The organism is Geodermatophilus sp. SYSU D01036 (genome assembly GCF_054050435.1).
Genome location: NZ_JBJGZJ010000001.1, coordinates 424,255 through 449,266 on the forward strand (window position 1 = coordinate 424,255; position 25,012 = coordinate 449,266).

28 protein-coding genes are annotated in these 25,012 nt (G+C 76.0%); 13 read left to right on the plus strand and 15 right to left on the minus strand.

The features are described 5' to 3' along the window. Positions 1–48: 48 nt before the first annotated feature. The 3 genes from ACI8AR_RS02215 to ACI8AR_RS02225 form a co-directional block, all read right to left on the minus strand. The gene (locus ACI8AR_RS02215; RefSeq protein WP_457049522.1) at positions 49–909 is read right to left on the minus strand and encodes a tetratricopeptide repeat protein; all 861 of its coding nucleotides are present in this window, start codon (positions 907–909) and stop codon (positions 49–51) included. Positions 910–1,014: 105 nt separating this feature from the next. Beyond that, entirely contained in the window at positions 1,015–2,187 is a 1,173-nt protein-coding gene (locus tag ACI8AR_RS02220) for an ABC transporter permease (RefSeq protein WP_457049523.1), read from the minus strand. Then, the gene (locus tag ACI8AR_RS02225; protein ID WP_457049524.1) at positions 2,184–3,113 is read right to left on the minus strand and encodes an ABC transporter ATP-binding protein; all 930 of its coding nucleotides are present in this window, start codon (positions 3,111–3,113) and stop codon (positions 2,184–2,186) included. Before ACI8AR_RS02225 ends, ACI8AR_RS02220 begins: the two co-directional genes overlap by 4 nt. Before the next feature lie 84 nt (positions 3,114–3,197). Between ACI8AR_RS02225 and ACI8AR_RS02230 the strand changes: the two genes are divergently transcribed. Then, positions 3,198–3,875: a UdgX family uracil-DNA binding protein gene (locus tag ACI8AR_RS02230; RefSeq protein WP_457049525.1), complete on the plus strand. Its 678-nt coding sequence runs from the start codon at positions 3,198–3,200 to the stop codon at positions 3,873–3,875. A gap of 89 nt (positions 3,876–3,964) precedes the next feature. Here ACI8AR_RS02230 and ACI8AR_RS02235 read toward each other — a convergent pair whose 3' ends face one another. Further along, entirely contained in the window at positions 3,965–4,639 is a 675-nt protein-coding gene (locus ACI8AR_RS02235) for a TetR/AcrR family transcriptional regulator (RefSeq protein ID WP_457049526.1), read from the minus strand. 72 nt (positions 4,640–4,711) lie between these two features. On the opposite strand from ACI8AR_RS02235, the gene ACI8AR_RS02240 reads away from it, so the two are divergent. Next, a complete protein-coding gene (locus ACI8AR_RS02240) occupies positions 4,712–5,128 on the plus strand; it encodes an ester cyclase (protein WP_457049527.1) in 417 nt (138 codons plus the stop codon). A 54-nt stretch (positions 5,129–5,182) separates the two neighbouring features. On the opposite strand, the gene ACI8AR_RS02245 is transcribed toward ACI8AR_RS02240, so the two are convergent. Beyond that, the gene (locus ACI8AR_RS02245) at positions 5,183–6,436 is read right to left on the minus strand and encodes an MFS transporter (protein ID WP_456936822.1); all 1,254 of its coding nucleotides are present in this window, start codon (positions 6,434–6,436) and stop codon (positions 5,183–5,185) included. A gap of 137 nt (positions 6,437–6,573) precedes the next feature. Beyond that, positions 6,574–7,221 carry a pyridoxamine 5'-phosphate oxidase gene (gene pdxH / locus ACI8AR_RS02250; RefSeq protein ID WP_457049528.1) on the minus strand — a complete coding sequence of 216 codons (648 nt, stop codon included), beginning with the start codon at positions 7,219–7,221 and terminating at the stop codon, positions 6,574–6,576. 162 nt (positions 7,222–7,383) lie between these two features. Between pdxH and ACI8AR_RS02255 the strand changes: the two genes are divergently transcribed. Together ACI8AR_RS02255 and serC are read left to right on the plus strand one after the other, a co-directional pair. Next, the gene (locus ACI8AR_RS02255; RefSeq protein WP_456936820.1) at positions 7,384–8,514 is read left to right on the plus strand and encodes a citrate synthase 2; all 1,131 of its coding nucleotides are present in this window, start codon (positions 7,384–7,386) and stop codon (positions 8,512–8,514) included. A 40-nt stretch (positions 8,515–8,554) separates the two neighbouring features. Continuing rightward, positions 8,555–9,670 carry a phosphoserine transaminase gene (gene serC / locus ACI8AR_RS02260; protein WP_457049529.1) on the plus strand — a complete coding sequence of 372 codons (1,116 nt, stop codon included), beginning with the start codon at positions 8,555–8,557 and terminating at the stop codon, positions 9,668–9,670. 106 nt (positions 9,671–9,776) lie between these two features. On the opposite strand, the gene ACI8AR_RS02265 is transcribed toward serC, so the two are convergent. Continuing rightward, on the minus strand, positions 9,777–11,018 hold the full coding sequence (locus tag ACI8AR_RS02265; protein ID WP_457049530.1) for an osmoprotectant NAGGN system M42 family peptidase: 1,242 nt from the start codon (positions 11,016–11,018) through the stop codon (positions 9,777–9,779). A 153-nt stretch (positions 11,019–11,171) separates the two neighbouring features. Between ACI8AR_RS02265 and sepH the strand changes: the two genes are divergently transcribed. Beyond that, the gene (gene sepH / locus ACI8AR_RS02270; protein ID WP_457049531.1) at positions 11,172–12,065 is read left to right on the plus strand and encodes a septation protein SepH; all 894 of its coding nucleotides are present in this window, start codon (positions 11,172–11,174) and stop codon (positions 12,063–12,065) included. Positions 12,066–12,196: 131 nt separating this feature from the next. Beyond that, positions 12,197–12,631: a general stress protein gene (locus ACI8AR_RS02275; RefSeq protein WP_457049532.1), complete on the plus strand. Its 435-nt coding sequence runs from the start codon at positions 12,197–12,199 to the stop codon at positions 12,629–12,631. Here ACI8AR_RS02275 and ACI8AR_RS02280 read toward each other — a convergent pair. Next, positions 12,628–13,428, minus strand: coding sequence for a TrmH family RNA methyltransferase (locus tag ACI8AR_RS02280; protein ID WP_457049533.1), 801 nt, complete (start codon positions 13,426–13,428; stop codon positions 12,628–12,630). The genes ACI8AR_RS02275 and ACI8AR_RS02280 overlap by 4 nt on opposite strands. Before the next feature lie 50 nt (positions 13,429–13,478). On the opposite strand from ACI8AR_RS02280, the gene ACI8AR_RS02285 reads away from it, so the two are divergent. The 5 genes from ACI8AR_RS02285 to ACI8AR_RS02305 all read left to right on the plus strand — a co-directional run bounded on the left by ACI8AR_RS02285 (position 13,479) and on the right by ACI8AR_RS02305 (position 17,677). Next, positions 13,479–14,432: an NAD(P)/FAD-dependent oxidoreductase gene (locus ACI8AR_RS02285; protein WP_457049534.1), complete on the plus strand. Its 954-nt coding sequence runs from the start codon at positions 13,479–13,481 to the stop codon at positions 14,430–14,432. A gap of 114 nt (positions 14,433–14,546) precedes the next feature. Then, positions 14,547–15,518, plus strand: a complete 972-nt coding sequence (locus ACI8AR_RS02290) for a hypothetical protein (RefSeq protein ID WP_457049535.1) — start codon at positions 14,547–14,549, stop codon at positions 15,516–15,518. 46 nt (positions 15,519–15,564) lie between these two features. Next, positions 15,565–16,290 carry an ABC transporter ATP-binding protein gene (locus ACI8AR_RS02295; protein ID WP_457049536.1) on the plus strand — a complete coding sequence of 242 codons (726 nt, stop codon included), beginning with the start codon at positions 15,565–15,567 and terminating at the stop codon, positions 16,288–16,290. Next, complete coding sequence (locus ACI8AR_RS02300) at positions 16,287–17,063, plus strand: ABC transporter permease (RefSeq protein WP_456936811.1); 777 nt, start codon at positions 16,287–16,289, stop codon at positions 17,061–17,063. Before ACI8AR_RS02295 ends, ACI8AR_RS02300 begins: the two co-directional genes overlap by 4 nt. A gap of 53 nt (positions 17,064–17,116) precedes the next feature. After that, positions 17,117–17,677, plus strand: coding sequence for a TetR/AcrR family transcriptional regulator (locus tag ACI8AR_RS02305; protein WP_457049537.1), 561 nt, complete (start codon positions 17,117–17,119; stop codon positions 17,675–17,677). Here the strand turns inward: ACI8AR_RS02305 and ACI8AR_RS02310 are convergent. Next, positions 17,674–18,489 carry a thioesterase family protein gene (locus ACI8AR_RS02310; protein WP_457049538.1) on the minus strand — a complete coding sequence of 272 codons (816 nt, stop codon included), beginning with the start codon at positions 18,487–18,489 and terminating at the stop codon, positions 17,674–17,676. The genes ACI8AR_RS02305 and ACI8AR_RS02310 overlap by 4 nt on opposite strands. A gap of 28 nt (positions 18,490–18,517) precedes the next feature. Here ACI8AR_RS02310 and ACI8AR_RS02315 point away from each other — a divergent pair, with 28 nt between their 5' ends. Continuing rightward, positions 18,518–19,486: an aldo/keto reductase gene (locus tag ACI8AR_RS02315; protein WP_456928089.1), complete on the plus strand. Its 969-nt coding sequence runs from the start codon at positions 18,518–18,520 to the stop codon at positions 19,484–19,486. Here ACI8AR_RS02315 and thpR read toward each other — a convergent pair. From thpR to ACI8AR_RS02340, 5 genes are all read right to left on the minus strand, one after another. Further along, positions 19,455–20,030: an RNA 2',3'-cyclic phosphodiesterase gene (thpR, locus tag ACI8AR_RS02320; RefSeq protein ID WP_457049561.1), complete on the minus strand. Its 576-nt coding sequence runs from the start codon at positions 20,028–20,030 to the stop codon at positions 19,455–19,457. The two genes, ACI8AR_RS02315 and thpR, sit on opposite strands and share 32 nt — an antisense overlap. Then, positions 20,027–20,425: a hypothetical protein gene (locus ACI8AR_RS02325; protein ID WP_456928088.1), complete on the minus strand. Its 399-nt coding sequence runs from the start codon at positions 20,423–20,425 to the stop codon at positions 20,027–20,029. Before ACI8AR_RS02325 ends, thpR begins: the two co-directional genes overlap by 4 nt. Positions 20,426–20,460: 35 nt before the next feature. Then, a complete protein-coding gene (locus tag ACI8AR_RS02330) occupies positions 20,461–21,762 on the minus strand; it encodes an MFS transporter (RefSeq protein WP_457049539.1) in 1,302 nt (433 codons plus the stop codon). Between the two features lie 71 nt (positions 21,763–21,833). Continuing rightward, positions 21,834–22,268: a MarR family winged helix-turn-helix transcriptional regulator gene (locus ACI8AR_RS02335; protein ID WP_456928086.1), complete on the minus strand. Its 435-nt coding sequence runs from the start codon at positions 22,266–22,268 to the stop codon at positions 21,834–21,836. A 29-nt stretch (positions 22,269–22,297) separates the two neighbouring features. Further along, positions 22,298–23,830, minus strand: a complete 1,533-nt coding sequence (locus tag ACI8AR_RS02340; protein WP_457049540.1) for an NCS2 family permease — start codon at positions 23,828–23,830, stop codon at positions 22,298–22,300. A gap of 109 nt (positions 23,831–23,939) precedes the next feature. On the opposite strand from ACI8AR_RS02340, the gene ACI8AR_RS02345 reads away from it, so the two are divergent. Next, complete coding sequence (locus ACI8AR_RS02345) at positions 23,940–24,176, plus strand: DUF2530 domain-containing protein (protein ID WP_457049541.1); 237 nt, start codon at positions 23,940–23,942, stop codon at positions 24,174–24,176. 10 nt (positions 24,177–24,186) lie between these two features. On the opposite strand, the gene ACI8AR_RS02350 is transcribed toward ACI8AR_RS02345, so the two are convergent. Continuing rightward, the gene (locus tag ACI8AR_RS02350; RefSeq protein ID WP_457049542.1) at positions 24,187–24,975 is read right to left on the minus strand and encodes a DUF3027 domain-containing protein; all 789 of its coding nucleotides are present in this window, start codon (positions 24,973–24,975) and stop codon (positions 24,187–24,189) included. Between the last annotated feature and the right edge of the window lie 37 nt (positions 24,976–25,012).

The window sequence follows — 25,012 nt, forward strand, 5'->3', positions numbered from 1 at the left end:
ACTTCCGCGGAACCGCACGGTGCATCTCCGCGGAAGTGCACGGACCGACTAGCTGCCCTGGAGGAGCGCGAGCGCGGCGGCGGCGAGCTGGTCGCCGGCGGCGGCGCCCCGCTCGAACTCCTCCGCGGCGCCGGGCAGGTCGCCGCGGTCGGCCAGCAGCACGCCGAGGTTGTGGTGGCAGTACGCGTCGCCGGCCTGGATCCCGGCGCGGTAGGCCTCCTCGGCGGCCTCGTCGTCGGCGAGCAGCTCGCGGTACAGGTTGCCCAGCGGCAGCCAGGCCACCTGCTCGCCGAGCTTGGCGCCGCGCTCGAGCACCGAGCGGGCCTCCTCCGCGCGGCCGGTCTGCAGCAGCAGCGCGGCGAGGTCGGCGCGGGCGGCGGCGAAGTGGGCGGCACCGGCGCGCAGCCGGTCCTCCAGCGCCGGGTCGAGGGTCGCGCACCACTGCCAGCAGGCGGCGACGGCGTCGGCCTCGGCGTCGCCGCTCGCGGCCAGCTCCTCGGCGACGGACAGGGCCTGGTCGCGCTCCCCCTGCTCGCGCAGCAGGAAGGCCAGCTGCAGGCCGCCCTCGGTGTCGCCCGCGTCGGCGGCCCCGCGGTAGGCGGCCATGGCCCCCGCGAGGTCGCCGAGCTGCTCGAGCACCAGCCCGAGGTTGCGCCAGGCGTCGTCCTCGCCGCCGGCCAGGGCCACCTCGTAGGCCTCGGCCGCCTCGGTCCAGCGCTCCTGCGCGGCGAGGCTGTTGCCCAGGTCGTAGTAGCCGGTGGCGTCGCCGAGCTCCGCCGCGCGGCGGAAGCACCACTCGGCGTCGGTCTGCCGGCCGGCGTCGGCGAGGTCGCAGCCCAGCTCGATCAGCTCGTCGGCGTCCTCGGAGGCCTGCAGCCGCCAGAGGCGCGCGTCCAGGTCCTCGGTCATGGCGCCGATGATGGCCGCGCTGACCTGGGCGCACGCCCTCCGCAGGGGTGAGGTCACCCCAACGTGTCCGGTGCTCGTCCGGGCGGGTGTCCCCCCGCCCGGTGCTCAGGTCCGCCCGGCCCGCAGGGCCTCCCGCAGCTTGGTCTTCCCGCTGGTCCGGAGCAGGGCGCCGGAGTACACCCGGCCGCCCAGCCGGACCACCAGCGCGATCGCCACGAGCATGAGCACGACGGCCACGCCGACCTCCCAGCCCGCGACGTCGCCGGCCGCCTGGCGCACCGGCATGACCATCGGCGACAGGCCCGGCACGTAGGAGGTCACCGCGGCCAGCGTCCCGTCCGGGTCACCGGCCGCCTGGATGGCGACGACGAACCCGGCGACCAGCACCAGCGTCGCCGGCGTGAGCACGCTGCCGAGGTCCTCCTGCCGGCTGACCAGCGAGGCGGCGACGGCGAACAGCGACGCGTAGAACGCGTAGCCGAGGACGAACCAGAACAGCAGCCACAGCACCGTGCCGACCAGCTCGCCGGGCAGGTCGACGACGTCGAAGGCGAGCGCCCCGCCGACCCCGACCGCGGCGATGACGGCGATCTGCGCGAGGCCGAGCACGCCGAGGCCGAGGATCTTCCCGGCCAGCAGGTGCCACGGCTTCATCGTGGCCAGCAGCAGCTCGACCACCCGGCTGGACTTCTCCTCGACGACGCCCTGCGCGACGAACTGGGCGAAGAGGATGAGCAGGCTGTAGAGCACGACGACGCCGACGATCGCGACCACGACGCCCTGCCCGTCGCCGTCGCCGTCGAGGGCGGTCACCGACAGCCGCGGCAGGTCGGCGGGGTCGACGCCGGCCCCGGCGAGCGCGTCGGTGAGCGCGACCGCCCCGACCGCGCCGGACACGACCGCCTCCAGCGTCGTGTCGGGCTCGCGGACCACGAGCTCCGGGGCGGCGGCCGCGCCGCCCAGAGCGCCGTCGACGCCCTCGTCCTCCACGGCGGCGCGGGCGGCGTCGTCGGTGTCGAACCGGACCACCTCGACGTCGACGCCGAGCGCGTCGCCCTGCGCCTCGAGGGCCCGGCCCACCTGCCCGGGGTCGCCGACGACGCCGACGCGGCTGGTGTCCTCCCCGGAGTCGACGACGACCTGGAAGACCAGCAGGCCGAGGATCAGCACGATCATCAGCGCCGAGCTGGCGATGAACGCCTTGTCGCGGATGCGGGTGGAGACCTCGCGGGCGGCGACCAGGCGGACCAGCCGCCCGCTGGACAGCGGGGCGGTCACGCGGCCACCTCCCCGGGCTGCGCGCCCTGCTGCGCCGGGTCGGCGACGGCCTCGCGGAACAGCTCGACCAGCGTGGCCTCGCGCCGGGCGAAGTGGGTGACCCGGCCGGTGCGCAGCGCGGCGGCGAGGACCTGCTGGTCGTCGGCGTCCGCGGCCAGCTCCAGCAGCGTGTCGCCGGCCTGCTCGGAGACGACCCGGACGCCGGGCACGGCGGCGGCCCAGCCGGGTGCGGCGTCGGGGACGACGACCCGCAGCAGCCGGCCGGCCCCGCGGCGGCGCAGCTCCTCGACGGTGCCGGTGGCGACCATGCGGCCGCGGGCGAGGATGCCCACCGAGTCGCACAGCCGCTCGACCAGGTCGAGCTGGTGGCTGGAGAACACGACCGGCACCCCGGCGCGGCACTGCTCGGCCAGCGCCTCGGCCAGCGCGTCGACGCCGACCGGGTCCAGGCCGCTGAAGGGCTCGTCGAGGATCAGCACCTCGGGCCGGCTGACCAGCGCGGCGGCCAGCTGCACCCGCTGCTGGTTGCCCAGCGACAGCTTCTCGACGGGGTCGCCGCGGCGCCCGCCCAGGCCCAGCCGCCCGGACCACTCGTCCGCGGCGCGGGCCGCGGCGGCGGCGTCCATGCCGTGCAGCCGGGCGAAGTAGGTCAGCTGCTCGCCGACCCGCATCTTCGGGTAGAGCCCGCGCTCCTCCGGCATGTAGCCGATCCGCCGCCGGGTCTCCTCGTCCAGCGGCCGGCCGCGCCAGCGCACCTCGCCCGCGTCGGCCCGGGCCAGGCCCATGGCGATGCGCATGGTCGTCGTCTTCCCGGCCCCGTTGGACCCGCAGAAGCCGAACATCGAGCCGGGGGCGACGGTGAAGCCGACGCCCTCCAGCACGCGGTTGTCGCCGTAGCTCTTGTGGAGCCCGTCGAACTCGAGCACCGTTCCTCCGCTCCAAGATCCCCGTGCGCGCCGACGCTATCCGCCCGCCTCGCGGACCGCGCTGACCTGGGGTGTCATCGGGGCATGAGCCAGGAGAACGTCCCCGCCAGCCCACCGTCGGGCGTCGGGCTGGACGGGCTGCGCCAGGCGGCGGCCGGCTGCCGGGCCTGCGAGCTGTGGGAGCCGGCGACCCAGACCGTCTTCGGGGAGGGCCCGGAGACCGCCCGGATCGTGTTCGTCGGCGAGCAGCCCGGCGACCAGGAGGACCGCAGGGGCGAGCCGTTCGTCGGCCCGGCCGGCCGGCTGCTGGACCGGGCGCTGGCCGAGGCAGGGATCGAGCGCAAGGACGCCTACGTCACCAACGCGGTCAAGCACTTCCGCTTCACGCCGACGCCCAAGCGGCGGATCCACCAGTCGCCGGGCGCCGAGCACCTCCGCGCCTGCCGGCCGTGGCTGGAGGCGGAGTTCGAGGTGCTCAAGCCCGAGGTCGTCGTCTGCCTGGGCGCGACGGCGGCCAAGGCGCTCATCTCGCCGTCGTTCCGGATCACCAAGGAGCGCGGGAGGCTCATGCCGTGGACGCCGCCGGGCGTCGCGCGCGCCGAGGCCGGCGACGACGAGCCGGAGGAGGACGCCCCCGCCCAGACCTGGATGCTCGCGACCGCGCACCCCTCGGCGATCCTGCGGACGCCGGACGAGGCCCGTGCCGCGGCCTTCGACGCGCTGGTCGCGGACCTCCGCGTCGTCGCCGGCGCCCTGGCGTAGAGCGCGACGACCCTGGGTCCAGCGGGGCATCCCCCGGCAGAGTCCTGGACCGAGGGGTGACCACCTGACTGCTGGCACGATCCTGGCGCTCACCCGCCGGGAGCTGGGGGCTCCTCCAGCAGCGCACCGATCAGGGTGTCGCCGAGCCAGGTCTCGTACTCCTCCTCGCTCCAACCCCGGTCGACGACGAGGCTGTCGTGGTTCGCCTGCGCGCAGATCGTCCACAGCAGGTCCGCCGCCCGGTAGGGCGAGACCCCGGCCCGTAGCGCGCCTCGCTCGTACAGCAGCCCGGCGAACCGGCGCATCCCCTCGAGCCGCTGCTGCGCCAGCCGCTCCCGCAGTGACACGAGTGCGGGATCGTGCCCGGCGGCGGACTCGAGAACGCTAAGCAGCGGTCCGGTCCGCCCCCAGACGCCCGGCTGGGTCGCGGCATAGGCCCGGAGCTGCTTGCGGGGGTCGACCTCCTCGATGACCCTGCGGATGCCCGGACGTTCGTCGACCGGCATCTCGGCCCGGGCGGCCCCACCTGCGAGCGCCGCCTGCACCGCCGCCGCCAGCAGCTCGGCCTTGCCACCGGCGGAGCGGTACACCGTCTCGACGGCGACCCCTGCCTCCTCGGCGACGGCCGGGATCGTCGTCCCCACGTAGCCGCGGTCCAGGAACAGGTGCGCTGCCGCCTCGACGATCCGCCGGCGCGTGAGCGCCGCGCGCTCACGCCGTCGAGGCGCGTCATAACGCCGCCGGGGCCTTGCGTCGTCCGACATTGGCGAGAACGATACTGGCATCAATACGGGGTGCCCCCCGCCCCGGCGGTCACCCCGCAGAGGGGAGGAGCCATGACCGCCACCGCCACCCCGGACATCACGGCGATCGCCCGCCGGGTTCTCAAGGAGGTCTTCCCGGCCGACGACGAGGCCGCGCTCGCCGAGGCCGTCAGCCCCGCGGTCGTCAACCACGACGCGCCCGAGGGGACGCCGCCCGGGCTCGGCAGCATCGCCTACCCGATGCACGCGCTGGCCCGCGCGTTCTCCGACCAGAGGTGGACCGTCCACCGCACGGTCACGGAGGGCGACACGGTCGTCCTCTACTGCACACACTCCGGGCGGCACACCGGTGACTTCTTCGGCCTGCCGGCCACGGGACGCGCCTTCTCCCACCGGCAGGTGCACATGGTCCGCTTCACGGGCGGCAGGGCCGTCGAGCACTGGGCCGTGCGCGACGATGCCGCTCTCACGCGCCAGCTCACGAGTTGACCGTCCCGGGCCGGCCCGGCAGCCGACCCGCTCGTCCTCGCGGGGGGCGCCCCCCTAGGGCGCCGTCCGCGAGGCGCGGAACAGCCGGAACGAGGGCACCAGCAGCGCGACCACCACCATCGCGACGACGACGATGACGCCGCCGGAGACCATGGCGACGCCGACGCCCGCCGCGCTGGCCACCGCGCCGGCCCGCAGGTCGCCCAGCCGCGGCCCGCCGGCCACGACGACGATGAACACGCCCTGCATCCGCCCGCGCATCTCGTCGGGCGCGGCGGTCTGCAGCATCGACGAGCGCAGCACCGCGCTGACCATGTCCCCGGCCCCGGCGACGGCGAGGAAGAACACCGCCAGCCACAGCGGCTGCGCGAGCCCGAACCCGATGATCGCGACGCCCCACACGACGATCGCGGCCAGCACCACCGCGCCCTGCCGGTCGACCCGCGACACCCAGCCCGAGGTCAGGCCCATGAGCAGGGCGCCGATCGAGATGCCGGCGAACAGCCACCCGTAGGCGTTGGCCGACCCGGCGTAGCGGTCGGCGGCGAGCTCGGGGAAGACCGCCTGCGGCCAGGCGAACAGCATCGCGATCACGTCGACGACGAACGTCATGAGCAGCACCGGCTGGGTGCGCAGGAAGGCGAAGCCCTCGCCCACCCCGCGGACGGCGGCGCCCAGCCGCAGCGGCCCGGTGTTCCCGCCCGGCGGCAGCGGCGGCAGGCCGCGCACCAGGACGACGGCCACGAGCAGCGTGGCGGCGTCGACGGCGTAGGCGACGAACAGGTCGCCCAGGGCGATGAGCAGCCCGGCGACCAGCGGGCCGACGATGACGCCGACCTGCCGCACGGTCATCGCCAGCGCGTTCGCCGCCGCCACGCCCTCCGGCCCGACCAGCGCGGGGATCACCGCGCTGCGGGCCGGCTGGTTGACCGCGGTGAAGCCGGAGACCGCGGCCACGAGGACCCACAGCAGCCAGATGTTCCCACCGCCGGGCAGCAGCGCCTGCAGGGCCAGCAGCGCGCTGGTCACCGCCGAGCCGACGCCGGTGACGAGCATCAGCTTCCGCCGGTCCATCGCGTCGGCGATCGCGCCGCCGAGCAGGCCGAAGACCACCAGCGGCACCAGCGACACCATCGACGTGACGCCGACCAGCAGCGAGTCGCGGGTGATCGCGTAGACCTGCACCGGGACGGCGACCAGCGTCATCTGCTGGCCGACCATCGTCGAGGTCAGCCCCCAGAACAGCCGCCGGTAGCCGGGGTTGCGCAGCGGGCTGGTGTCCAGCGCCCAGCCGCGGCGGCGCGGCACGGGCGCGGGCTCCGCCACCTTCCCCGGCTCGACCGGGTCGACGGGCAGCTGGTCGCCGGGAGGTGACGTACTGGAACGGCCCTGCCGCAGGGACCCGCGCCGAGCGTGCGATGGGCGGGGGGCAGCGGGGTCCTCCGTCACGGGGCGAGCCGCTGGAGCACCCAGCCGCCCCCCTCCTCGTCGTCGCGGACGAAGCGCAGCCGGTCGTGCAGTCGGCCGGGGCCGCCCTGCCAGAACTCGACGGTCCGCGGCACCACGCGGTAGCCGCCCCAGGCCGGCGGTCGCGGCACCTTCTCCGTCGTCGTCTCCTCGTCGAGCAGCCGCACCCGCGCCTCCAGCTCCTCCCGGGAGTCGACGACGGTGGACTGGACCGAGGCGACGGCGGCCAGTTGCGCCTCGCGCGGGCGGGGGTCCCACAGGTCGTCGGAGGCGGCCTCGCCGACGCGCTCGACGGTGCCGGTCACCCGGACCTGCCGCTGCAGCGCGTGCCAGGGGAACACCAGCGCCGCGCGCGGGTTGGCGGCCAGCTGCGCGCCCTTGGTCGAGGCGTAGCTGGTGCCGAAGACGAAGCCGGCCTCGTCGTAGCCCTTGAGCAGCACGATCCGCGCGTCGGGGGCCCCGTCGGCGTCGGCCGTTGCCACGACCACCGCGTTCGGGTCGGGGACCTCGGCGGCGACGACGTCGCGGAACCAGGCGTCGAACTGCTCGACCCAGGTGGGCGCGAGGTCCTCCTCGCGCAGGCCCGGGCGGTCGTAGTCCCTGCGCATGCGGGAGAGGTCGGCCACCCCGCCATGCTGACACCGCGCCGGGGACCGGGCGCCGGGCGGCTCCCGCTGGGCGGCAGCCCCGGATGGAACGGAGGCGGCCGCGGGGCCTAGTGTCGCGGTGCAGTCGTGCGCCGCTGAACGTGCGGGCACGAGGTCCGCGCGCGCAGAGGAGCATGCGAGATGGCCGACGACTTCGTACCCGGCCTCGAAGGCGTCATCGCCTTCGAGACGACGATCGCGGAGCCCGACAAGGACGGCGGGTCGCTCCGCTACCGCGGGGTCGACATCGAGGACCTGGTCGGGAAGATCACCTTCGGCAACGTCTGGGCGCTGCTGGTCGACGGCAAGTTCGGCCCCGGCCTGCCCCCGGCCGAGCCGTTCCCGATCCCGGTGCACAGCGGCGACGTCCGCGTCGACGTCCAGGCCGCGCTGGCGATGCTCGCCCCGTTCTGGGGCTACCGCCCGCTGCTGGACATCAGCGACGAGGAGGCCCGCGACCAGCTGGCCCGCGCCGCGGTCATGGCGCTGTCCTACGTCGCCCAGTCCGCCCGGGGCATCGGCGTCCCGGCCGTGCCGCAGAGCCGCATCGACGAGGCCTCGACCATCGTCGAGCGGTTCATGGTCCGCTGGCGCGGCGAGCCCGACCCCCGCCACGTCGCGGCCGTCGACGCCTACTGGACGTCGGCCGCCGAGCACGGCATGAACGCCTCCACCTTCACCGCCCGCGTCATCGCCTCCACCGGCGCCGACGTCGCGGCCGCGATGTCCGGCGCGATCGGCGCGATGTCGGGCCCGCTGCACGGCGGCGCCCCCTCGCGGGTGCTGCACATGCTCGACGGCGTGGAGCAGGCCGGCGACGCGGAGAAGTACGTCAAGGACCTGCTCGACCGCAAGGAGCGCCTGATGGGCTTCGGGCACCGGGTCTACCGGGCCGAGGACCCCCGCGCCCGCACGCTGCGCAAGGCCGCGAAGGAGCTCGGCGCCCCGCGCTTCGAGGCCGCGCTGGCCCTGGAGAACGCCGCGCTCAAGGAGCTGCGCGAGCGGCGCCCGGACCGGCCGATCGAGACCAACGTCGAGTTCTGGGCGGCGATCGTCCTCGACTTCGCCGAGGTCCCGAGCCACATGTTCACGTCGATGTTCACCTGTGCCCGCACCGCCGGCTGGTGCGCGCACATCCTGGAGCAGAAGCAGACCGGCCGCCTCGTGCGCCCGTCGGCCCGCTACGTCGGGCCCGCCGCGCGCAAGCCCGAGGAGGTCGAGGGCTTCGACACCATCCAGGTGAAGGCCGTCAACGCGGCCGCCCCGGCGTAGTCCCGGGCCGCCGAACCCCCGTCGAGGAGCACCCCCCGGCATGAGCACCACCATCCCCGCCGACCTGCTGCCCGCCGACGGGCGGTTCGGCTGCGGCCCGTCGAAGGTCCGCCCGGAGGCGCTGCGGGCGCTGGCGTCCGACGGCGCGGCGCTGATGGGCACCTCGCACCGCCAGGCCCCCGTCAAGGGCCTGGTCCGGCAGGTCCGCGAGGGGCTGGCCCAGCTGTTCGACCTCCCCGAGGGCTACGAGGTCGTGCTGGGCAACGGGGGCTCCACGGCGTTCTGGGACGCCGCCGCGCTGGGGCTGGTGCGGCGGCGCAGCGCCCACGGCACCTACGGCGAGTTCTCCGCGAAGTTCGCCTCCGCGGTCGCCGAGGCGCCGTTCCTCGAGGAGCCGGTCGTCACGCGGGGCGAGCCGGGCACGCTGGCGCTGCCGACGGCGCAGGAGGGCGTCGACGCCTACGCGTGGGCGCACAACGAGACCTCGACCGGGGTCATGGCGCCGGTGGTGCGCCCGCACGGCGCCGACGACGACGCGCTGGTGCTGATCGACGCCACCAGCGGCGCCGGCGGCCTCCCGGTCGACGTCGCCGAGGCCGACGCCTACTACTTCGCGCCGCAGAAGTCCTTCGCCTCCGACGGCGGGCTCTGGATCGCGCTGATGAGCCCGGCGGCGCTGGAGCGGGTGGCCGAGATCAAGGCGTCGGGGCGGTGGATCCCCGGTTTCCTGGACCTGTCGATCGCCGTCGACAACTCCACCAAGGACCAGACCTACAACACCCCCGCCGTCGCGACGCTGTTCCTGCTCGCCGACCAGGTCCGCTGGATGCTCGGCCTCGGCGGGCTCTCCGGCGCCGTCGCCCGCAGCCGGGAGTCCTCCAGCCGGCTCTACGGGTGGGCGGAGAAGACCGCCTACACGACGCCGTTCGTCGCCGACCCGGAGCAGCGCAGCCTCGTCGTCGGCACGGTGGACTTCGACCCGTCCGTCGACGCCGCCCAGGTGGCGAAGGTGCTGCGGGCCACCGGCGTCGTCGACGTCGAGCCCTACCGCAAGCTCGGCCGCAACCAGCTGCGGGTCGGCATGTTCCCCGCGGTCGACCCCGACGACGTCAGCGCGCTGACCGCCTGCATCGACTTCGTCGTCGAACGGCTCTGAGGAAGGGCCCTCCTGCCGCCCACCCCTCGCTGACGCTCGGAGCGGGCCCCTGCAGGAGGGCCGTTCCAGCACCTCACCAGGGTCGCGCGACCCCGGCCCGGACGGCTCAGCGGGCCGACTCGCCGTCGGCCGGCTGGACGGCGGTGCTCGGGAAGTCCCGCAGGTCGCCGGACGGGCGGCGGTCCCAGCTGCGGAAGGTCAGGTCCGTCTGCAGGTAGAGCGCGACCAGCTCGGCGGTGCTGCGGATGCCCTCGAGGTGGGTGCGCTCGTTGCCGTGGCTGCCGTCGATGCCGAACCCGATGAGCGCGGCGCGGGTGTTGGCGCCGGCCTCCAGCGCCGAGGCGGCGTCGGAGCGGTAGTACTTGTAGACGTCGCGGCGGTGCGGCACCTCGTGCACCCGGCACAGGTCGATCAGGTGCCGGGTCAGGTGGTAGTCGAACGGCCCGGTCGAGTCCTGCATCGCGATGTTCACGCACTGCTCGGACGACGCCTGCCCGGGCGCGACCACCGAGGTGTCGATGGAGACGAGCTCGGCGACGTCGGCGTCCAGGCCGTGGCTGGCCCCCAGGCCCACCTCCTCGGCGATGGTGACCAGCAGGTGCGCGGTCACCGGCACCTGGATGCCGGAGTCGATGATCGCCTTGAACGCGCCCAGCGCGGCGGCGATGCCGGCCTTGTCGTCGAGGTGGCGGCTGTTGACGAAGCCGCTGGCGGTGATCACCGGCTGCGGGTCGATGGCCACGAAGTCGCCGACCTGGATGCCCAGGCGCTCGAGGTCGGCGCGGCTGTGCACCACCTCGTCGACACGGACCTCGACGTGGTCCCAGCCCACGCCCTGCTCGTCGACCTCGTCGCCGAAGCGGTGCCCGCTGGCCTTGTTGGGCAGGATGGTCCCGGTGTGCCGGTAGTCGCCGGACACGTCGTCGGAGAAGATGATCACCCGGGCGCCCTCGGCGAAGCGGGCGCTGTGCGTGCCCACCGGGACGACGGCCAGCCGGCCGTTGTCCTTGAGCCCGCTGACCATGCAGCCGATCGTGTCGGCGTGCACCACCACGGCGCGGTCGGCGCCGGGCGAGGCGCTGGGCAGCTCGGCCAGCAGCGCGCCGCGGCGGGTGACCTCGAAGTCCACGCCCAGGCTGCGCAGCTCACCGCCGATCAGCTGCATCACGTGGTCGGTGCGGCCCGAGGGGCTCGGGATGTCGAGCATCTCCAGCAGCACGCGCTGGACGTAGTCCATGTCGATGGGCAGGCGCTTCTGCCCCGCGTCGACCGGACTCGGCAGGAAACGGGGGTTGAGCTCGCCGTCGTCTCGGACGAGGCCGGCGTCGTCCCGGGGACCGGTCAGCATGGGGGTCGAGTCTAAGACGGTCGGGGCGGGCGTCCCCGCGGCCCGCCACGCCGGGGCACGTCCGGCACGGACCCGGCTGCCGCGGATAGCCTCGCGCGTGGTCCCCTGTGACGAGGGGTCCCCGTCGTCCCGCCGTCCGTCCGAGGAGGTCCCGTGCGCTCGCTGCGTCTCGTGGGCCTGTCCGACGACGGCCGCAGCCTGGTCCTCGCCCTCGACGGCGGGGACGGCGACGAGGGCGAGCGCTTCGAGCTGCCGATCGACGACCGGGTGCGCGCCGCGGCCCGCGGGGACACCCGCCGGCTGGGCCAGATGGAGTCCGACGGCGGCCTGTCGCCGCGGGTGATCCAGGCCCGCATCCGCGCCGGCGAGACCCCCGAGCAGGTCGCGGCCGCTTCGGGCACCCGGGTGGAGCGGATCATGCGCTTCGCGCACACGGTGCTGCAGGAGCGCGCCCGCATGGCCGAGCAGGCCCGCCAGGCCCGGGTCCGGCTGTCGGAGGGCACCTCCGGCGAGCCGCTGCAGCAGTTCATGGCCGAGCGGCTGCGGCTGCTCGGCGCCGACCTCGACGCCGTCCGCTGGGACGCCGCCCGCTCCGAGGACGGCACCTGGGTGGTCACCGCCGCCTGGCGCGCCGGGACCAAGGAGGGCACCACGCAGTGGGCCTACGACCTCGCCGGCCGCGCGGTCAGCCCCCTCGACGCCCCCACCCGCGACTTCGCGGAGGGCACGCGGCTGGTCCGCGTGGTCCCCGGGGTGCCCGCCGAGCGGCCGGCGCTGCCCGTGCACCGCAGCGCCGCCACCCCCGAGCGGCCCACCTCCGAGCGGCCGGCCGGCGAGCGCCCCACCGGCGAGCGGTCCGTCCCGCCGGTCGACGAGCCGCGCACCGGCCCGGGTGAGCGGCGCACCGACCCCGCCGAGGACGAGGACGTCTCCGAGCACGACACCGTCGTGCTGCGCACCGGCGAGTCCGACGGCGAGGACGAGGACCCGCGCGCCCGGGTGCCCGCCTGGGAGGACATCGTCTTCGGGGTCCGCCGCAACCGCTGAGCAGTAGGCTCGCCACACCGGACCGACGTGTCCGTCCGGGGGGCCGCGGGTACGTCGTCCACAACCGAACCAGTGCGGGAGTGGAGCGCAACATGTCGATGTCCGTGTCGATGCCCCTGGGCGGAGTCCAGGTGGGGTCGTACGACAGCTACCAGGCGGCGCAGGCCGCGGTGGACCACCTCTCCGACGAGAGGTTCCCGGTCGAGAACGTGACGATCATCGGGTCGGACCTGCGGATGGTGGAGCGGGTCACCGGGCGGCTCACCTGGGGCCGCGCGATCGGCGCGGGTGCCGCGGGCGGCGCCTGGTGGGGTCTGTTCGTCGGCCTGCTGCTGGGCATCTTCGCCCCCGACGGCACCAGCTGGCTCAGCGCGGTGCTGACGGGCCTGCTCATCGGCCTCGCGTTCGGCGCCCTGTTCGGCGCCGTGGGCTACGCGGCCACCCGCGGCCAGCGCGACTTCACCAGCGTCTCGCAGGTCACCGCGAGCCGGTACGACGTCATGTGCGACCCGTCGCGCGCCGAGGAGGCCCGCGCCATCCTGGCCCGCTGGTCCCTCCGCAACTAGCGCAGCGTCGCGAAGGCGACGGCGGCCGCCGCGGCGACGCCGAGGGAGTCGACGCCGGCGCGCATGGGGATCCGGGCGCGCACCCGGGCGGCGGCCTGCGCCTCCGGGGTGAGCCCGGGCCCCTCCGCGCCGAGCAGCACCGCGGTGCGCGGGTGCGCCCGCGGGTCCACCTCGTCCAGGTCCACCGCGTCGGCGGCCGGCGTCAGCGCGACGGTGAGGTAGCCGGCCGCGTGCAGCCGCTCGAGCCCGGCCGGCCAGTCGGGCAGGACGGCGAACGGCAGCGCCAGCACGTGGCCCATCGAGACCCGCACCGCGCGCCGGTAGAGCGGGTCGGCGCAGCGCGGGTCCAGCAGCAGCCCGTCGACGCCGAGCGCCACGGCCGAGCGGGCGATCGAGCCGAGGTTCTCGGCGTCGTTGAGCGCCTCGAGCACCGCCAGCCGCCGCGGCGCCGCCGGGTCCGGCCCGGACAGCAGCGCGCCGACGTCGGCCGGCGGGCGGCGGTCGGCCGAGGCCAGGACGCCGCGGGTCAGCCGGAAGCCGATCAGCTCCGACAGGGCCCACTTGTCCATCTCGTAGGCCGGCACGCCCTCGGGCAGGTCCAGCTCGGCCAGCCGCCCCGGCACCCCCAGCACCGCCCGCACCCGGTACGGCGAGGCCAGCAGCCGCTGCACCGCCGGGACGCCCTCGACGATCACCGGGCCGGTCCCCCGCACCCGCCCGGCGGGCCGGTCGCCGGCGTGCAGGTCGCGGAAGTCGGCCACCCGCTCGTCGGCGACGTCGGTGATCAGCACGCTCACGCCCCGATCCTCCCCGAGCGGTCCGGGCGCGCTGCCCGCAGGATCCAGTGGTGCCCAACGAGATCGTCGTCGTCGGAGCCGGGATCGCCGGCGTCGCCTGCGCCCGCGCGCTCGCGGACGCGGGCGTGCCGGTGCGGGTCCGCGACCGCGGCCGCCGTCCCGGGGGCCGCATGGCGTCCCGGACGCTGGCCGGCCGGGTCACCGACCTCGGCGCCTCCTACCTGACCGCCTCGGCCGGGACGCCGTTCGCCGCCGTGGTCGGGGACTGGGTGGCCCGCGGGCTGGCCCGGCCGTGGACCGACACCTTCGCCGTCGCCGGGCCGGACGGGATCCGCGACAGCAGCAGCGGCCCGGTGCGCTACGCCGCGCCCGGCGGGCTGCGCTCGCTGGTCGCGGACCTCGCCGCCGGCCTCGACGTCGTCCAGGGGTCCGCGGTGGAGCGGGTGGGGCCCGGCGCCCGGGTCGACGGCGCCGAGGCGCCCGCCGCCGTCCTGGCGCTGCCCGACCCGCAGGCCCGCCGCCTGCTGCCGCCGGACCTGGCCGCCCGGCTGCTCGACGAGGAGGACGCGCGGCCCTGGCGGCCGAGCCTGGCCGTGGCGCTGGGCTGGGACGAGCGCCACTGGCCGGCCGACCTGCACGGCGCCTTCGTGCACGACGACCCGGTGGTCGAGTGGATCGCCGACGACGGCGACCGGCGCGGCGACGGCGCCCCGGTGCTGGTGGCGCACACGACGCCGGGCACCGCCGCCGCGCACCTCGACGACCCCGGCCGGGCGGCGCCGGAGGTCACCGCCGCCGTGTGCCGCGCCCTGGGCATCGGGCCCGCGCCGGCCTGGACGCACGTGCACCGCTGGACCTTCGCCAAACCGGCCGTCCCGCGGGAGGAGCCGTTCGGGCTGGCCGCGGGCGTCGGCGTGTGCGGCGACGGGTGGCGGGCGCCGTCGAAGGTGGAGAGCGCCTGGACCAGCGGGCACCTGCTCGGCACCGCGCTGGGCGGGCGCTGAGCGCCCGCGGGCCTCGCCCCTCCCCCGGGCCCGGCCGACCAGGCGGCCGAGGAGGAGCGCTCGGACGGGTCCCCGGCGCGCGCCGGCCTGCGCGGCATCGTCCTGCCGGTCGCGGTGGCCGTCGCCGTCGGCACCCTGCTGGTCGTGGTCCACCTGGCCGCCTTCCCCACCGCGGCGCCGCACGACCTGCCCGTCGGCGTCACCGGCCCGGCCGCCGAGGTGGACGCCGTCCGGCAGGCGGTGGACGAGGCGCGGCCGGGCGCCGTCCGGTTCGTCGGCCTGCGCGATCCCGGGGCCGCCGAGCGGGCGGTGGCCTCCGGCGACGTCCACGGAGCCCTGGTGCTGGGGCCGCCGGGCCCGGCCCTGCTGGTGGCCGGGGCGCACGGGCAGGCGGTGACGCAGGACCTGACCGAGGTCCTCGTCCCGGCGGTGTCCGCGCGGACCGGGGCACCGCCCACGGTCACCGACCTGGCGCCGCTGGCGGCCGGCGACCAGCGGGGCCGGGCGATCGACCACCTCGCGTTCGGCGTGGTGCTCGGGGGCTTCCTGTTCGGCATCACCAGCTACCAGGTCGCCCCGCGGCAGCGGCTGGGGCTGCGGCTGCTCAGCGCCGTCCTCTTCGCCACCGCGGCGGGCCTGGCCGGCGCCCTGCTGGCCGGCCCCGGCTCCGACGCCGTGCCCGCACCGTCCTGGCCGGTGGCCGGGCTCGTCGGCCTGCTGGCCCTGGCGTGCGGCTGCGCGGCCGCGCTGGCCCTGCGCCTGCTCGGCGGCGCGGGCACGTTCGTCGCCACCGCGGTGCTGCTGACCGTCGGCGCCGCGACCAGCACCGCCCGGCAGCTCCCCCGCCGAGTACCTGCCCGGCCGGCTCGAGCCGCTCGCGTCCGTCCTGCCGCCCGGCGTGGCGGTGCGGGCCCTGCGCGGCCTGGCCCACCTCGACGGCGACGGCGTGGGGCGCGCCGTGTGGGTGCTCGGGCTGTGGTGCACCGTCCCGGTGCTGCTCATCGCGCTGGTCGACGCCGCCGCCCGCCGCCGCTGACCCCTTCCTCGTGCGCCGGGCCGTTGACGCCGTCCGGTGAACTCATCTAGCGTTGAGTTCATCAGGCGTTGAGTTCTCGCCACTCGGGAGGCCGACATGACCGACGCCGTCACAGTCACCGACCTCGTCGTCGACCGCGGGCGCCGCCGGGTGCTGCACGACCTGTCGTGCGCGGTCCCCGCCGGACGGGTCACCGGGCTGCTGGGGCCCAGCGGCAGCGGGAAGACGACGCTCATGCGCGCACTGGTCGGCGTCCAGAAGGTCCGCTCGGGCACGGTGACCGTGCTCGGCGAGCCCGCCGGCTCCCCCGCGCTGCGCCGGCGGGTCGGGTACGTCACCCAGGCGCCGAGCGTCTACGCCGACCTGACCGTGCGGGAGAACGCCCGCCACTTCGCCGCCCTGTACGGCCGGGGCGCCCGGGCGGCCGACGAGGCGCTGGCCGGTGTCGGGCTGGCCGACGCGGCCGGGCAGCTGGTGCGCGACCTGTCCGGCGGCCAGCAGGGCCGGGTTTCCCTGGCCTGCGCGCTGGTGGGCGAGCCGGAGCTGCTGGTCCTCGACGAGCCGACCGTCGGCCTGGACCCGGTGCTGCGGGTGGAGCTGTGGGACCGGTTCCACGCGCTGGCCGCGGCCGGCACCACCCTCGTCGTCTCCAGCCACGTCATGGACGAGGCCGGGCGCTGCGACCGGCTGCTGCTCCTCCGGGAGGGCCGGCTGCTGGCCGACTCCACGCCCGCGCGGCTGCGCGCCGAGACCGGCACCGACGACCTCGAGGAGTCCTTCCTCCGCCTCGTGCGGTCCCGGCAGCAGGAGGTGGCGGCGTGAGCGCCCCGGCCACCGTCCTGAGCCCCCGGCTCACCGGCGCGATCACCACCCGCGTGCTGCGGCAGCTGCGGCACGACCACCGCACCATCGCGATGATGGTGCTGCTGCCCAGCCTGCTGCTCGGGCTGCTGTACCTGCTCTGGCGGGACGTGCCCACGCTGCCCGGTCAGCCGAGCGTCTTCGACCGGGTCGGGCTGACCATGCTCGGCGTCTTCCCGTTCGTGGTGATGTTCCTGGTCACCAGCATCGCGATGCTGCGGGAGCGGACCTCCGGCACCCTCGAGCGGCTGCTCACCACCCCGCTGTCCCGGCTGGACCTGCTGCTCGGCTACGGCGCCGCCTTCGGCCTGGCCGCCGCGGTGCAGGCGCTGGTCACGGTCACGGTGGCCACCACCCTCTACGACCTCGACATCGCCGGGTCGCCCTGGCTGGTGGTGCTCATCGCCGTCGCCAACGCCGTCCTGGGGGTGGCCCTCGGGCTGCTGGCCAGCGCCTTCGCCCGCAGCGAGTTCCAGGCCGTGCAGTTCATGCCGGTCGTCGTGCTCCCGCAGTTCTTCCTCTGCGGCCTGCTGGTGGCCCGCGACCAGATGGCCGGCTGGCTGCAGGCGATCAGCGACGTGCTGCCGCTCACCTACGCGGTGGAGGCGCTGCAGGAGGTCGGGCGGTCGGCGGCCGAGACGGGGACGATGTGGCGGGACGTCGGCATCGTGGCCGGCGCGGCGGTGCTCGCCCTCGCCCTGGCGGCGGCGACCCTGCGGAGGAGGACCAGCTGACGGCAGCACGGCGCCCGGGACGGCGCCCCGGCAACCCCGACACCCGGGAGGCGGTGCTGGCTGCGGCCCGCACCGCCTTCGCCGAGCGCGGGTACGACGGCGCCTCGATCCGGGCCATCGCCGCGGCCGCGGGCGTCGACCCCGCCCTGGTGCACCACTACTTCGGCACCAAGGACGCGCTGTTCCTCGCCGCCGTCGAGGCCCCGGCCGACCCCGAGGACTTCCTGCCCGAGGTGCTGGCCGTGCCGGTGGACGCCCGCGGCGAGGCGGTGGTCCGCACGGTGCTGCGGGTGTGGGACGGGCCCGCCCGGCCGGGGATCCTCGCGCTGGTCCGCTCGGCGGTGAACCACGAGTGGTCGGCGCGGCTGCTGCGCGAGTTCGTGCTGGCGAAGGTCATCCGCCGGGTCATCGGCTCGATGGACATGCCGGTCGCCGAGCGCGACACGCGCGGCGCCCTGGTCGCCTCCCAGGTGATCGGCCTGGTGATGACCCGGTACGTGCTGCGGCTGGAGCCGCTGGCCTCGGCGGCGCCGGAGGACCTGGCCGCGGCGGTCGGCCCGACCGTCCAGCGCTACCTGACCGGCGACGTCGCCCTGCCCGGCCGGCGGGACTAGCGCGCGACGCGGGCCAGCTGCCGGGCCTGGGCGACCAGCCGGCCGGTGGAGTCCCAGATCCGGCACTCCTCGTCCGACCAGCCGCCGGTGACCTCGGTGGACCGGGACTCGACGACGCACCAGCCCGGCGCCGGGAGCGCACGCACCAGCACCTGCAGCTGCACGGTGGGCGCCCAGCCGGGCTTCCCGACGGCGAACGCGGTGGGCGGCAGCGCGTCGGCGAACAGCAGCAGCGCCAGCGGGTCGGGCTCGCGGCCGTCGGCCAGCCGGATCCAGGCGCGCAGCAGCCGGCGGTCCGAGGGCCGGCCGGCCACCCAGCCCGCCGTCGCCGGGTCCAGCCGGGTGTCCAGCTGCCGGGCCAGGCCCACGGCCGGGCCGCCCTCGGTGGTGCGGGTCGCCACGCACCCGTCGGGTGCCGGGAGCTCCGGCGCGGGGTTGACCGTGTAGTCGGCGACGGAGTCGGTGCCCAGGGTCGCCGTCGTCACCTGGACGGCGAGGGAGGGCCCGGCCGCGCCGGCGAGCAGCACCGAGGAGTGCGCGAGCGTGCGCCCGGCCGGCCCGGCGGTGACCGCGAGGTCGGCCGGCCCGCCCGGGGTGGCGCGCAGGTAGCTCGCCGACAGCGCCACCGGGTGCGGGTGCGGGCTGTCCAGCAGCGCCGCCCGCGCCACGACGGCGAGCAGGTAGCCGCCGTTGAGGACCCCGCTGCCGACGTCCCAGCCCGGGTCCAGCTCGGCCCGGACGCCCCCGCCCTCGGTGCGGGTGACGGCGGTGGCCCGGTCGAAGGCGGACTGCGCGGTGTCGGTCTGCGGCACGGCGGACAGGGTGCCAGGGTGGTCCCCCGTGGAGTACACGCACCTCGGGCGCAGCGGCCTGTCGGTCTCGCGGCTGTGCCTGGGCACCATGAACTTCGGCTGGAAGACCGGGGAGGCCGACGCCCACGCGATCATGGACCGCGCGCACGACGAGGGCGTCAACTTCCTCGACACGGCCAACGTCTACGGCTTCGACGCCGGCAAGGGCCGCACCGAGGAGGTGCTGGGCACCTGGTTCGCGCAGGGCGGCGGCCGCCGCGAGCGCACCGTCCTCGCCACCAAGGTCTACGGCTCGATGAGCGAGTGGCCCAACGACACGTTCCTGTCCGCGCGCAACCTGGTGCGCTCGGCCGACGAGTCGCTGCGCCGGATGCGGACGGACTGGATCGACCTCTACCAGTTCCACCACGTCGACCTCGAGACGCCGTGGGACGAGATCTGGCAGGCCTGCGAGACGCTCGTCGCCCAGGGCAAGGTGCTCTACGTCGGGTCGTCCAACCACGCGGCCTGGCAGCTCGCCGCGGCCAACGAGGCCGCCGCCCGGCGGCACTTCCTCGGGCTGGTCAGCGAGCAGTCGCACTACAACCTGCTCACCCGGCACGTGGAGCTCGAGGTGCTCCCGGCGGCGCGGCACTACGGCATCGGCGTCATCCCGTGGAGCCCGCTGGCCGGCGGCCTGCTCGCCGGCGCGCTCGGGCAGCCGGAGGGCACCCGCCGCACGGAGGACCGCCAGCAGCGGCGCATCGAGCGGCACCGCCCGGCGTTGCAGGCCTACGAGGACGCCTGCCGCGAGTGGGGGCTGGCCCCCGCCGACGTCGCGCTGGCCTGGCTGCTGCACCGGGACGGCGTCACCGCGCCGATCGTCGGCCCGCGCACGATGGAGCAGTTCACCGGGTCGCTGGCGGCGCTCGACGTGCGGCTGGAGCAGGCCCAGCTCGACCGCCTCGACGAGGTCTTCCCCGGCTTCAGGCCCGCTCCGATGGAGTACGCGTGGTGAAGCTGCTGAGCGTCTCGTGCCGGCCCGCGGTGCTGCGCACCAGGGTCACCTCCGTCAGGGCCCACTCCGGCCCGCGGTAGCCGGCCAGCCGGGCGGGCAGGTCGCCGTCGGCGGGGCGGCGGGGGTGCCACCGGCCGAGGGTGAGGTGCGGGCGGAACGGCCGGTCCTCGACCGGCAGACCCAGCCCGCGGGCGGCGCGGGCCAGTCGCCGGGCCAGGGCGGTGACGACGGCGACGTCGCCGTCCAGCCCCGCCCAGAACACCTGCGGCCGCCGGGCGGACCCGAACCGGCCGGCGCCGGCCAGCCGCAGCACCGCCGGCGGCGTGCCGGCGACAGCGGACCCCACCGCGGCGGTGAGCGGCTCCAGCAGCGCCGGCGAGACGGAGCCGAGGAACAGCAGCGTGAGGTGCCAGCGCGCGGGGTCCCCCCAGCGGGGCGCGCCGGGGGCCTCGCGCAGCGGCGCGACGGCCGCCGCGAGGGAGTCGCGGGCCGGCGCGGGCGGTGCCACCGCGACGAACAGCCGCAGCGGCGCCGGCGCGCTCAGCGCACCACCAGGCCGGCCCTGGCCAGCGCGGTCTCGACCCGCAGCCGCTCGGCGTCGCGCGCGGTGCCCGGCGGCGTGCCGAGCAGCGTGGTCGGGACCTCGAGCAGCTCCGCGGCCTCGGCGAGGAGGTCGTCGTAGGCGGCGAGGATCCCGCGCCGCCGGGCCATGGGCACCCCGGCCGGGACCCGGGCGACCTGGCGGGACACCCGGCGCAGGTCGGTGGCGACGACCTCGAGCGGCCGGTGCGGCGGTTCCACCGGCGCCGGGCTCCGGCGGCGGAGCGGCGCCGGCACCTGCGCCGACCCGAAGACCACCCTGGCGATCCAGCCGAGCAGCGCGACCGACCCGACCACGCCCGCGACGATCGATCCGAGTTGAAGCAGCGCAGCGGGCATGTCGCCTCCACGGACGACGCGGGTCGTGACGTGTGTCACGGTACGTCGTGGGACGGCGTCCGGCCTCCCCCCGCGTCCGCCGGAGCCAGCGACGGGAGGGTCCGCGTGCCCACGTGCAGCTGCAGCCGCGGCGGGAGCACGTGGGCCTCCAGCCGGACCCGCCGCCCCCGGGCCAGCCACAGCCCCGCGACGGCGGCCGCCGCGACGACGACCAGCCCGCCGAGGATCAGCCCCCACGGCGCGCCGAGGTGCTCGGAGGCCCAGCCGATCAGCGGGGCGCCCAGCGGCGTGCCGCCCATGAAGGACGTGAAGTACAGCGCCATCACCCGCCCGCGCATCTGCGGGTCGGCGCCCAGCTGCACGAAGCTGTTGTTGGCGACGCTGAACACCAGGGCGGCCGCGCCGGTCGGCACGAGCAGCACGGCGAACGCCCAGAAGCCCGGCACCAGGCCGCAGGCCACGGTGAGCAGCCCGAACACGACGGCCGAGGTGACCAGGAACCGCTGCCGCGGGCGGGCGCTGCGGCGGGTGGACAGGAACGCGCCGGTCAGCGAGCCGACGGCGAACGTCGTCGAGAGCAGGCCGAACGCCTCGGCGCCGAGGTCGAACACCTCGCGGGCCATGAGCGCGATGGTGACCTGGAAGTTGAACCCGAAGGTGCCGATGACGAAGGCCAGCACCATCGCCAGCCGCAGGTCCGGGCGCGACCAGGTGTAGGCCAGCCCCGCCCGCAGCTGCCCGCGGGCGCGGGCGACCGGCTCGCTGCGGCGCAGCTCCCCGGCCCGCACGAGCAGCAGCGCGCCGATGGTGAACACGAAGCTGGCGGCGTTGACGAGGAACGCGGGCGCGGTGTCGCCGCCCGAGGCGCCGATGAGCAGCCCGGCCAGCGACGGGCCGACCAGCCGGGCGCCGTTGAAGATCGTCGAGTTGAGTCCGACCGCGTTGGCGAGCAGGTCGCCGCCGACCATCTCCGAGACGAACGCCTGGCGTACCGGGGCGTCGACCGCCGACACGCACCCCAGCGCGCCGGCCAGCAGGAACACGTGCCACAGCGCGACGGCGCCAGTGGCCACGAGCGCGCCGAGGCCGAGCGCCAGCAGGCCCATGAGCGCCTGGGTGACGACGAGGACGCGGCGCTTGTCGTAGCGGTCGGCCAGCACCCCGCCGTACATGCTCAGCAGCAGCGTCGGGCCGAACTGCAGGGCGGTGATCAGGCCCAGCGCCACCCCGCTGTCGCCGGACAGCTGCAGCACCAGCCAGTCCTGGCCGATGCGCTGCATCCACGTGCCGGTCAGGCTGACCAGGTTCGCCGACGCGTAGAGCCGGAAGTTGTGCACGCGGAGGGACCGGAACGGGCTGCGCCCGCTGGTGGCCGGTCCCCCCGAGCCGGGTTCAGCAGGCGTGGACGTCACCCACCGGCGAGCTCCTCCATGATCTCCGCGGCCTCGCGCAGGGTCGCCCGCTGCTGCGGGGTGAGCCGCTGCAGCTGGCCCGACAGCCACGCCTCCCGGGCCCGGGCCTCCTCGGCCAGCAGCGTCTCGGCGGCCGGGGTCAGGTCGATGACCACCTGCCGGCCGTCGGTCGGGTGCGGCGTGCGGGTGACCAGGCCCATGCCCTCGAGCGCGACGACGACGCGGGTCATCGACGGCGGCTGCACCCGCTCGTGCGCGGCCAGCTCCCCCGGGCTCATCGCGCCGTGCCGCTGGATCGTGGACAGCGCGGCGAGGTGGGTGAGCGTGACCGAGGTGTCGACCCGCTGGTTGCGCAGCCGGCGGGAGAAGCGCATCACCGCCAGGCGGAGGTCGTGGGCCAGCGCTGCGGTGTCCAGCGTCGACCGGGTCACGACCCCAGCCTACCGGTCGTTAGCGCCGCTCAGAACAGTTGCTGGAGCGGCTCCAGCGCAAAGTAGACGACGAACGCCAGCGCGATCACCCACATCAGCGGGTGGATCTCCCGCCGCCGGCCGACCGCCGTCCGCAGCAGGACGTAGCTGACGACGCCCGCGCCGATGCCGTTGGTGATCGAGTAGGTGAACGGCATGAGCGCGATGGTGAGGAAGGCCGGGATGACCAGGCTCATGTCGTCCCACTCGAGCGTGCGGATCTGGCTGATCATCAGCGCGCCCACGATCACCAGCGCCGGGGCGGCGGCCTCCGAGGGCACCACCTGCACCAGCGGGGTGAAGAACATCGCCACGAGGAACAGCACGCCGGTGACGACGCTGGCCAGGCCCGTGCGGGCGCCGTCGGCGACACCGGAGGCGCTCTCGATGTAGGTGGTGTTCGACGAGACGCTGGCCGCGCCGCCGGCCGCGGCGGCGATCGAGTCGACCAGCAGCACCGGCTGGGAGCCGGGCAGGTTGCGCTTCTCGTCGAGCAGGCCGCCCTCGGCGCCGACGGCGGTGACCGTGCCGACGGTGTCGAAGAAGTCGGCGATCATGATCGAGAAGACGATGAGCAGCGCGGCGACGACGCCGATCCGCTCGAACCCGCCGAACAGCGAGAACTGCCCGACGATCGACAGGTCGGGGGCGCTCACGACCTGGTCGGGGAGGCTGGGCACCTGCAGCGCCCAGCCGCGCGGGTTGCCGCCGTCCGGGGTGCGGGCACCGACCCCGGCCACCGCCTCGATGACGATCGCCAGCACGGTCGAGACGACGATGCCGATGAGCAGCGCGCCCTTGACCCGGCGCACGACCAGCACGGCGGTGAGCAGCAGGCCGACGACGAACACCAGCAGCGGCCACCCGGCGAGCTGGCCGCCCACGCCGAAGCTGATCAGCGGCGAGCCGGGCCGGATCACCCCGGCGTCGGCCAGGCCGATGATGGTGAGGAAGAAGCCGATGCCGACGGCGATCGCGGTCTTCAGCTGCGGCGGGATCGCCTCGAACACCGCCCGGCGGAACCCGGTGAGCACGAGCACGGTGATGAGCAGGCCCTCGAGCACGACCAGGCCCATGATCTCCGGCCAGGACAGCTGGGTGGCCGCGAAGACGGCGACGATCGCGTTGATGCCCAGCCCGGTGGCCAGCGCGAACGGGTAGCGGCCCACGATGCCCATGACGACGGTCAGCGCGCCGGCGACCAGCGCGGTCACCGCGGCGACCGCGCCGAAGGGCAGCGTGGCCCCGGTGACGTCGGCGCCGGACAGGATGATCGGGTTGAGCACCACGATGTAGGCCATCGTGAAGAAGGTGGTCAGCCCACCGCGCACCTCGCGGCCGAGCGTGCTGCGCCGGGCGCTGATGCCGAACCAGCGGTCCAGCCCGTTGCGCGGCCGGACCTGCGGGCCGGCGCTGCGGCGCGGCCGGGGCGCCTCCACCGCGACGTCGGCCGGCGTGCCCCCCGTGGGGGCGGCGGCGCGGGCTGCGCGGGCACCGCGGGCGGGACGGGACTTCTCGGGCATGCGGGCTCCTGCGGACATGCGGCTGCCGGGCGGTGAGCCGCGACAGCGTGCCACACCGCACGCGCGCCTCCCCGCCGGTCTCCGGGGGACGCCGCCTAGTGTCGGCGGTGTGTCCCGCCCCGCTGCACCCGGCCCCCTGAAGCCGGCCCCTCCCCCGCTGCGCGTCGACACCGCGCGCGTCGTCCTCGCCCTGACGGCGCTGTGGGCGCTGGCCCTCGTCGTCCTGCTGTTCCTCGGCGACCGGGTGGACCGCGTGTGGACGTGGACCTGCGTGGCCGGGATCGCGCTGGCCGGCGTGGGCCTGGCGGTGATGCGCCGGCAGGGCCAGCTCGGGCCTCGCCGCTGAGGCAGGGCCGCTAGTCGGTGAGGACGTCGAACTCCGCGGTGTCGTAGCGGGCCGACGTCACGACCTCGGCCGGCTCCCCGACGGCGAGGGTGGCCTGGCTGTGCGCGCCGCAGCCGTAGTCGACGGCGACCACCCGGCCGTCGGCGGGCGCGTACTCGTTGCCGCAGGCGCCGAGCAGGTTCCGCAGCGACCCGGCCAGCGGGAGGAAGAAGCCGCAGGTGCCGCACGGGCCCGGGGCCTGGCGCGCCATGGGGGCCCGGGGGCCGAAGTCCCCGGCCAGCCAGCGGGCGGCCGCGGCGCTGCGCCCCTCGCGGGACATGACCCGCTCCCGGCCCAGGCCGATCTCGCTCGCCAGGGCCTGCGCCTCGGGGTCGGCCGCGGCGTCGTCCTCGGTCGTGTAGGCGGGCACCAGCCGCGGGTCGTCCTCGGTGGCCGGCAGGACGTCGCCCACCGACAGGTCGCCCGGGCGCAGCCGCTCGTGCCAGGGAACCCACGCCGGCGCCAGCAGCGCGGCGTCGCCGGGCAGGAGCACGACCTCGTCGACGGTGGCCACGTCGTCGCCGGGCACGTGCGCGAGGGTGACCGCCCAGTGCCAGCCGACGTAGCCGGGCAGTCGGCTGGCGAACGAGTGGGTGACCACCTCGCCGAGGACGGCGGTCGCGGCGTCCCCGGGCTGCTCCGGGGTGGCGCCCAGGTGCTCGCCGACCACCGCGGGGTCGCCGGCGGTCTCCTCGGCCGCGGCGCGGGCGAGGTCGACCGCGCCGGTCAGCACGTCGCTGGGGGCGGGATCGGGGGTCACGACCCCATGTTCCCAGACGGGGGTGCCGACGACGCGC